Origin of the sequence: Pseudoalteromonas sp. XMcav2-N (assembly GCF_024124545.1) — a bacterium.
In the GTDB taxonomy this organism is placed as follows: Bacteria; Pseudomonadota; Gammaproteobacteria; order Enterobacterales; family Alteromonadaceae; genus Pseudoalteromonas.
On the sequence record NZ_JAMXSF010000017.1, the window covers coordinates 136,944 to 146,046 of the forward strand.

The 9,103-nt window shown below is 46.3% G+C and carries 7 protein-coding genes; 5 read left to right on the forward strand and 2 right to left on the reverse strand.

The features are described from left to right. The first annotated feature begins 81 nt into the window (after positions 1-81). The 4 genes from NH568_RS19440 to rluF all read left to right on the forward strand — a co-directional run bounded on the left by NH568_RS19440 (position 82) and on the right by rluF (position 4,626). Complete coding sequence (locus NH568_RS19440; RefSeq protein WP_253049986.1) at positions 82-1,299, forward strand: HDOD domain-containing protein; 1,218 nt, start codon at positions 82-84, stop codon at positions 1,297-1,299. Between the two features lie 329 nt (positions 1,300-1,628). Beyond that, positions 1,629-2,399, forward strand: coding sequence for a DUF418 domain-containing protein (locus tag NH568_RS19445; protein ID WP_253049989.1), 771 nt, complete (start codon positions 1,629-1,631; stop codon positions 2,397-2,399). Between the two features lie 21 nt (positions 2,400-2,420). Next, complete coding sequence (locus NH568_RS19450) at positions 2,421-3,527, forward strand: ABC transporter substrate-binding protein (protein ID WP_253049992.1); 1,107 nt, start codon at positions 2,421-2,423, stop codon at positions 3,525-3,527. Between the two features lie 151 nt (positions 3,528-3,678). After that, the gene (rluF, locus tag NH568_RS19455) at positions 3,679-4,626 is read left to right on the forward strand and encodes a 23S rRNA pseudouridine(2604) synthase RluF (protein WP_253049995.1); all 948 of its coding nucleotides are present in this window, start codon (positions 3,679-3,681) and stop codon (positions 4,624-4,626) included. A 34-nt stretch (positions 4,627-4,660) separates the two neighbouring features. Here rluF and NH568_RS19460 read toward each other — a convergent pair whose 3' ends face one another. Beyond that, on the reverse strand, positions 4,661-7,714 hold the full coding sequence (locus NH568_RS19460) for an efflux RND transporter permease subunit (RefSeq protein ID WP_253049997.1): 3,054 nt from the start codon (positions 7,712-7,714) through the stop codon (positions 4,661-4,663). A gap of 1 nt (position 7,715) precedes the next feature. Beyond that, positions 7,716-8,765 (reverse strand): efflux RND transporter periplasmic adaptor subunit, encoded by a 1,050-nt coding sequence (locus NH568_RS19465; RefSeq protein WP_253050009.1) that lies wholly within the window; start codon positions 8,763-8,765, stop codon positions 7,716-7,718. Between the two features lie 126 nt (positions 8,766-8,891). Between NH568_RS19465 and NH568_RS19470 the strand changes: the two genes are divergently transcribed. Continuing rightward, on the forward strand, positions 8,892-9,103 hold a 212-nt coding region (locus tag NH568_RS19470), incomplete at its 3' end, for a LysR family transcriptional regulator (protein ID WP_253050000.1).

The window sequence follows — 9,103 nt, forward strand, 5'->3', positions numbered from 1 at the left end:
GGTTAAAATATTCCCCAATAGAACAAACTAATAAAACAAAAGTGCTATTAATTTGAGCAGTAGATAGCTGGGAGCAATGATTTGAAAGTGTTTGTGGCAAGGCAGGCCATCTTTAATCGAAAGAAGCAGGTGGTTGCGTATGAATTGCTGTTTCGTGATGGTAAACAAAATTGCTTCCCCAACATTGCTGATGATGCCGCGACAGCCAGGCTGATTATGGACAACCAGCTTAATCTGGGCACCCGTTATCTGACGTCGGGAAAGAAGGCGCTTATCAATATCGGTGAAGAGTCACTGAATCAGGAGCTCGCACATTTTTTACCAAGCAGTGACGTAATCCTCGAGTTACTCGAAACCATTCCTCCAACGAAGGATAATTATGAAAGAGTGAGGCAACTGTTTCATAATAATTATCGTCTGGCGCTGGATGACTTCACTTACTCTAAAGACTGGGAACCTTTCCTTAAGCTGGTCAGACTCATTAAGTTTGATTTAGTTGAAAGTCCGCTGGAGACGATAGCCCCGCTGGTAGAGCAACTAAAGCAGCGCAAAAACCTCAAGTTACTCGCCGAGAAAGTCGAGACTGAAGAAGAGTTCGTGCAAGCGAAAAAGATGGGCTTTACATTTTTCCAGGGTTACTTTTTTGCAAAACCAACCATGATATCCCAGCAGGACATCGAAATTAATTATGCCATAGTCATGTTGATTTATGCCGAAGTGCTGAAACCTCATATGAATTTGGGGCGGATCTCCGAGCTATTCGCCCAGGATACAGCATTGGCCTACAAGCTGCTACGTCTGATAAATTCTGGTGTCTTTCCGATAAAAAGCCGCATCGAATCCCTGAAACAGGCGCTTGTTTACCTTGGTAATGAGCGTGTGCTCAAGTTTGTAAATCTTATCATGACGGCACATGTAGCAACGAACAAGCCAACCGAGCTGACCCGTCTGAGTATTGTTCGTTCACGCTTTTGTGAGCTGATTGCCCAGCAGATCGCCCCTGGCATTGCAAGTATGAGTTTTCTGACGGGGCTGTTTTCATTGCTTGATGCAATTTTAGATAAGCCAATGGAGTTGTTGGTGGGACGTTTGCCATTTCCAGAAATAATTCACGACGCGCTGTTAGGTAAATCAAACACGTTGTATTACATTTTGAATGTCGTGAAAGCCTATGAGAGTGGCAGCTGGTGGGCATTACAAGAAGCCTGTGCATTACTCAATATGCCAGACGAAAGCTTACCCGATTTCCATGCGTCGGCCGTTACTTGGGCTGATATGTATCGTGATCATGTGTATTAATGTTGAGAAATCCATTTATTGACAGTGTTAGGGGGTTTGCTTTACTTGGTTTGAGCCTGACCAACCTGTTTTTTATGGCCAATTTTTCGTATGGCTATATTCCTCCTGTCGACACAGAACTGTTTGAACAGGTGTTATCTTTTCTGACCACTGTGTTGGCTGATGGGCGATTTCGAACCTTGTTTTGCCTGGTGTTTGGCGCCGCTTTATTGATCCAGTTTAAGAGATATGAGCAGAGCGCTCACCGCCTTTTCCCTATAAAAACCAGGCTCTGCATACTCGCTTTGTTTGGTATCTTGCATGGGTACTTGCTATGGCCCGGAGACATTTTGCTAAACTACGCGTTGTCAGGATTGCTGGCTCTGATGTGGTTAGAATCAAAACAGAGACTGTTTGCAGCAGGCTTACTGACCGTTTTGCCTGTGGGTTTATTAGTTGTACTCAGCTATCTTGTGCGTGAACCCGCCATAGATCGGACGAGCGTGGAATATGCCATTGTGATGGATACCTTGCCGCTGACCTACAACGAGTTGCTGAACCAGAATATGGGCAACTTCACCATGATGATTTTACTCATCCCCATTGCCACTTTATGGAATACCCTCGGATTAATGTTGCTGGGTATGGAGCTGTATGAACGCGGATGGTTTACACAGAAAATATTACTTGCCCGGAAGTGGCTATGGGCGGCATGGTGGGCCAGTTTTTGTGTCTCGTTGCTCTTTTGGCTTGTGAAAGAGTCGGTCATGGGGCAGGTGCTCGAAACAGTAAACTGGCTCGCAGCCATCCCTATGGCACTATGTTATTTAGTTTTGATTCAAGCTATATATAAAAACATCCCCACGTTGAGCGGCGTGCTGGCGATAGTGGGGCGTTATTCTTTGACGCTTTACTTAACCCAAACGGTCATCGGAATAGTTTTTTTTCATTTTGTTTTTCCGGACAGCCGACTCTCATTTACCCGCGTTGATTACTTCTTGTTTTTCCTGATCCTTACGCTGGGGCAAGTGATTTTGGCTATACTGCTTGATAGGGCCAAACAATCGGGTCCGGCTGAGTACATATTGAAGCGTTGCGTAGGGTATCTGAGCCGTGCGTAACACAAAAAAAGGCAGTTTATCGTGAAGTTTGTGCAGTGTATTTTCTGGGGTTTTCTTTTATTGTCGTCTCATTTGAGCTTTGCAAAGGCGGACTTTTCAGTCCTGTTGGTTAATCCTTCTATATCCGGTGAGCCTTTTTGGCAAAAAGTGGAATCTATTGCACAGGCTGCCAGTAAACAACTCAATGTGAAACTAGACGTGATATATGGTGATGGAAGCCGATATATTCAGCTCGCCGAGCTACAAAAGTATCTGGAATACCGCGCAACCCCCGACTTCGTTGTGCTAATGTTGTACCCAGGCAATGCGGAACAGCATCTGGATCTGTTAGAGAAATATGGGATTCAATACCTGACTCTGGAACAAACCATTAACGGGCCTGAACAAACTGAAATAGGTAAACCCGGACAAAGGTATAAAAACTGGCTGGGAGAAATTTACTTTGATAATTTTCGTGCCGGGGCTGAGCTGGCAAAGGCATTAACAGAGTCACTACGTGAAAAAGATAGTCGTGTAAAACCTAAGGCGATAGCAATCAACGGTCATTATGGCAGCGAGTCAGATGCTCGTAATCAGGGAGCGCAGTCTTATTTCGGTAGTGAGGGAGTCGCGCTACAGCAGTCTATTTATGCCAGTTGGTCTAAGACTCAGGCAATGGAAAAAACGCAGCGGCTGCTTAAGAGATATCCTGAAACCAACATTATCTGGAGTGCGTCTGATTTAATGGCCATGGGCGCGCTTAGTGCAGTCAAACAGCAAAGTAACGACAAAAACAGGTTTGTGGCAATCGGCGGCTTTGACTGGCTCAATGATACACTTGGATTGATCGATAAGGGGGAGATACAGGCCTCTGTCGGCGGACATTTTATTATGGGTGGGCTTGCCATTTTATCCTTATACGATAGGTTTCATGGTCATAAATACTGGCATGATCACCAGTCAATCACTTACCCATTGGTTGTTATAAACAGGCAGAATGTGCATCGCTACCTGTGGCTGGCTGATAAATCAGACTGGTCAGGTGTTGACTTTAGTAAGTTCAGCTTACTAAAAAATAAACAGCAGCAATATTTGGTATCGCCGGCATTTTTGGCCAGAGATACGGGCTCTGGTATGATTGCAAAGTAACCGGTGCGCGGGCCTTATCATGCTTGCTGGCCATTGTGACAACTAAACATTTCTACTGACTTGCAAAGTTTGTTACCATGCGCCCCCTGTAACTCACCTTATCGTAAGGTGCGTATTGCCTCTATGTATAAGATAAGATAACTGCTTCTTTATGAACGAACTTAAGCGATTAAACAAATACATCAGTGAAACAGGGTTTTGTAGCCGCAGAGAAGCGGATACGCTGGTCAGCGACGGCCGGGTATCCGTCAATGGCCAGGTCGCCGAAATGGGACTGAAGGTCAGTGATTCAGACACGATACTGATTGACAATAAACCGCTAAAATCCAAACCAAAGCGGGTATATATCGCTTACAACAAGCCCGTGGGTGTGACTTGCACAACGGAGCGCAAAATAAAAAGTAATATTGTCAGTGCTATTCAATACCCCGAGCGCATATTTCCTATTGGTCGACTGGACAGGCCATCTGAAGGCCTGATCTTTTTGACCAATGAAGGTGATATCGTCAATAAAATACTTCGCGCTGGAAACAACCATGAAAAAGAATACGTGGTGACGGTCGACAAGCCCGTTACCGAGGAGTTTATTCGTGGTATGCGCTCAGGTGTGCCAATTCTTGGCACTGTCACTAAAAAGTGTTTTGTTAAGAAAACCGCAGCGAAGCAGTTCACTATCGTGTTAACACAGGGACTGAATCGCCAGATCCGACGCATGTGCGAATACTTTGACTATGAGGTACAAACGCTTAAGCGTGTGCGCATCATGAATGTCAATCTGAATGGGTTGCGCCCGGGGCAGTGGCGTCACCTCAGTGAATCGGAAATGGCAGAGATCAATGCCTCAATCGAAGGGTCATCGAAAACGGAAGAAGCATCCGTTGATGAACAAAAGTGTGTTGCACGACAACCAGCCAGGTCAGACCATAGTCGTCACGAGTCGGTACCAAAAAGTACCAGGAGTAAATCTGGTCAGGCAAAAAAACATCATGGCTCAGACAGAAGTCGATCCGAAAAAGCTGTGCGCTCTGAAAAGCCGAAAAGCCGCACGGGCGCTAATCCACGCAAGCGAGTTAAAGGGACGCTGTCTTTGAAAAAATAAAAGAGAAAAAGGGCCGCAGTATGCGGCCCTTTTACTATTTCGGTGCGGTTACTTTAAAGAACAAACAGTAAATAACGGGTAAAACTATTAAGGTCAGGACTGTCGCAAAGCCCAGACCAAACATGATGGTTACGGCCATTGATTTAAAGAACACGTCAAACAATAGAGGGATCATACCCAAAATGGTGGTGACCGCAGCCATTGAAACAGGGCGCACACGGCTCACACCGGAATCGAACACCGCCTGGTAGGGGTCTTTACCACTGTCTAATTCCAGATTTATTTGATCCATCAGAACAATGCCGTTTTTAATCAACATGCCAGACAGGCTGAGCAACCCAAGTAGTGCCATAAAGCTGAAAGGGGCCTGAAATATGACCAATCCCGCTGTCACTCCTATAATGGCAAGTGGTACTGTGCTCCAGATCACGAGAGGTTTGCGTACTGAGTTGAACAGTAGCACAGTAATGATAAACATGGATAAGTAACCCAGAGGAAGCGAGCCAAAGATCGCCTTTTGTGCCTTACTCGAGGATTCAAACTCACCGCCCCACTGCATTTCGTAACCTTGTGGTAGTTCAATGGCTTCGATGTCAGCACGAACCCGGGCAAACAGCTTAGCCGGTGTTTCATTGCCAATGACGTCATGATCTGCCATGACGGTGATCGTCCGCTTGCGATCGCGACGCATTATCAGGCTGTCTTCCCAGACGACTTCGACGCCGTCGAGGATCTGGCCTAAAGGCACATAGACATTGAGGACCGGGCTGAATATCTGCAGGTCAACAAGGTTTTCGACATTGCGCCTTTCAATTTCCGGAGCACGCGCGACGATTGGTAGCATTTTAGTGCCATCGCGATACAGGCCGACTTTGTTGCCCGATACACTGGTCAGCAATAGCTGATCGAGATCGGATTTACTGATCCCCAGGCGTCGTGCTTTTTGCTCATTAAACACAGGTTCCAGCACTTTAGAACGCTGACGCCAGTTGTCACGGATATTAAATGCCCCTGAGTCTTGGGCTAAGCGGTGTTTTGCCTGGTCTGCCAGCTGACGCAGGACCACAGGATCAGGCCCGGAGAAACGAGCTTCAACTTTAGCATCCGTCGATGGACCAATTTCCATGCGTTTGATTTTGAGTTTGCCGTCGAGTTCATTGTTAGCGGCAAAGTCTCTTACCTTCGCTATCATTGTTGCCACGGCATCCCGGTCGGTAACCCGAATGATTAACTGGCCATAAGAAGCGTATTGCTTTTCCGGACTGTAGGTGAGCATAAATCGGGGGGCACCCTGGCCGATAGTGGTGGTGATCTCCTCGACCAGATCATCAGATTGCAAAAACCGTTCAAGTTTTTCAAGGTTGTCTGCTGTACTGCGAATATCAGCCCCCTGATAATGCCAATAGTCGACATAAAACATAGGTGTGTTTGAAGCTGGAAAAAAGGACTGCTTTACTGATTTAAAACCAACCATGGCACACCCGAGTAGTGCAATCATAGCAACGACAGTTGTCCAGCGGAATCGTAGACAAGCTCTTAGCAGGGCTTTGTATGCGGTGAAGATCAAGCCCTGGTAGGGATCTTCATTGTCGTTACCTTGTCGGATTTCTTCTTTGAATAATATGTTTGCAAAAAAGGGCGTAAGTGTGATGGCCGTTACCCAACTAAGTAGCAAAGAAATGAGTAACACCCAGAACAGGGAACCAGCAAACTCACCACTGGCATCAGAGCTTAGCCCAATAGGTGCAAAGGCGGTGATGCCAATCACTGTCGCACCCAATAATGGCCACTTAGTTTGCTCTACGATGTTGACTGCTGCTTTAACCTTAGTTTGCCCGCGTTTGAGGTTGATCAGTATCCCCTCAGTCACGACTATGGCATTGTCGACTAACATACCGAGCGCGATGATTAGAGCACCCAATGAAATTCGTTGTAAGTCAATTGCAAACATCTTCATGAAAACGAATGTACCAAGCACTGTGAGAAGCAGGATACCGCCAATCAGAATACCGCTTTTGACTCCCATAAAGATCAACAGTACGACAATAACGATGGCAACGGCTTCAAGCAGACTGACGATAAATCCGTCGACGGATTTTTCTACTTCGTTGGGCTGGTTGTAAACTGTGTGGACAGACATGCCGTGAGGGCGTTGATACTCCAGCGAGGTGAGGTGTTTATCTATGGCTTTACCTACTTCTACTACATTGACACCAGAGCTGAACGAGATACCGAGCAGCAAAGACTGGTCGCGATTGTAGCGTGTGATATGCGTCGGAATTTCTGCATACTCACGTCTGACCGTTGCAACATCACCCAGGTAAATCAGTTCTTTGGCGCCTGGCTTTGAAATCAGCAGATCTTCGAGCTCGGAAACCTGGTTAAATTCCCCTGTGGGGTGAATACGGATAGACTCGTCTCCGACACGGATCTTACCGGCATTTGACACACTGTTTTGTGTCTGGAGTAGCGAAAAAATACGGTTATGTGATATCCCGAGCTGCGAAAGCTTCTGACTGGATATTTCAACGGTCACTTGAGCCTGTTGCTCTCCGGCAATGGTGACCTTGCTGACGCCATCGACTAACACGAGCTCTCGCTTCAGGTAATCTACGTATTCCTTAAGTTCTTCATAGGAGTACCCATCTCCGGTTACAGCATAGAGTACGCCATAAACATCGGCAAAATCATCCATGATCTTAGGAGGGTAGACTCCCGGTGGTAAATTGGGCTTTAAATCATTAATTTTACGCCTTAACTCATCCCAGATTTGTTTCAGATCTTCCTTACGATAGGTGCTTTTCATTTCAACCGTGATTTGAGACTGGCCCGGCGAAGAGATAGACGTGACATAATCAACATAAGGCAGGCTTTGAATAGCGTTCTCTATGGGATAAGTGACCTCCTCTTCAACCTGCTGAGGGGATGCACCCGGATAAACGGTGATGACCATCGCCTTTTTAAGCGTAAATTCAGGGTCTTCCAGTTGCCCGAGGCCAAAGTACGAGACTGTCCCTGCTAACAACAGCAGGAGTGCAAACATCGCACTGATGACTTTGTTTTCAATAGACCATTTGGCAAGACTCATATTACAGGCCTCGCTCTTTAGTCCAGGGGCGGACTTTCAGACCGTCGCTGAGGTGATGTACGCCGGCAGAGACAATGATTTCACCCGGTTGCAGGCCATTCTTAATTTCAAATCCTTGTTGGCGCAACAAACCCGGTTGGACGGCGCGTTTTGAAACAAGCTGAGTATCTGGGTTATAGATCCAGACGTAGTGATTGCCTTCAGCGGCCTGAGTCTGCTCTGAAAAAACCGCTTCATTAGGCACGATAATCGCGGAAGTACTTTGATTGGTGATTTTGCTCGGGTCGACATAGACATGTCCCGTCATACCGGCAAGCAGGTTAAAGTCTTCCGGGATGGGCAGTGAAAACACGACTTTATATGTGAGGGTGACAGGATCGGCCTGCGTGTCCCACTCTTTAATGTTTAGCAGATAAGATTTGTCCGGGTAGCCGTCGAAAATGACCGTCGGGTGATAATCCAGATCTTTGTTAACGCGGGCAACTAGCTTTTCGGGTACCTGAATAACCACATCCATACGGTCGCGTGTTTCAAGGCGCAAAATATTTTGTTTGGCGACAATGTTCTCAAAGTTTTTCACAAATACCTTGGCAATCGTACCATCAAATGGTGCTCTGAGTTCGCTGTTTTCCAGGTTAGTCTGAGCGATTTTAAAAGCGGATTCGGCAACCTGCTCATTTGCCAGAGCCTGATCGTATTCCGCTTTGCTGGCAATTGATTTCTTATACAAAGATTCAATACGGTTCAGCTGTGCAACGGCCAGTTCAAATTGAGCTTTTCGTTGCTGATACTGTAGCTCAAAGTCTTCCGGGTCGAGCTTAGCCAGAAGCTGTCCTTTTTGCACCTCCTGACCGGCCAACACCGGAAACTCCATTAACTCTCCATTGACTCTGAAAGCAAGATAGGAGCCCTGATTGGCGACGACTTCTGCAGGGAAGCTACGTAATTGGCTGGCTTGCGGGTCAGACACGGTATGCAGTTTAACAGGGCGAATGACTTGACTGGTTGATGCCGGCTGTGTGGCTTCCTGACAGGCAGACAATAACAGCAAAGCAGGAAAAAAGAGTGCGAGTTTATTCACGAAAATTACTCCCTCAGACTAAAATTTAGTGCAGGATAATGAATTTGGGCATAAAATAAAAATTATTAAAACTTTGGTATAAAATAAATTTTATTTATGAAGTTGGCAGATATTCAGGTACTCGATGCCGTAGCAAATGCACAAAGCCTGAGCGAGGCGGCAAAAAGATTGTATAAATCAAAACCAGCGGTCACGCAAGCCTTAAAAAGGCTGTCCGATGAGCTGGGCTTTGCGCTGGTGACGAGAGAAGACTATCGGATAAGGCTTACAGAGCAGGGCAAGCGCTTTCATCAGCACGCTCAAAAGTT

Excerpts from the sequence above, each read along its gene's own strand:
- rluF (WP_253049995.1), top strand. The coding sequence starts at position 3,679 with ATGAACGAACTTAAGCGATTAAACAAATACATCAGTGAAACAGGGTTT.
- NH568_RS19460 (WP_253049997.1), bottom strand. The coding sequence starts at position 7,714 with ATGAGTCTTGCCAAATGGTCTATTGAAAACAAAGTCATCAGTGCGATG.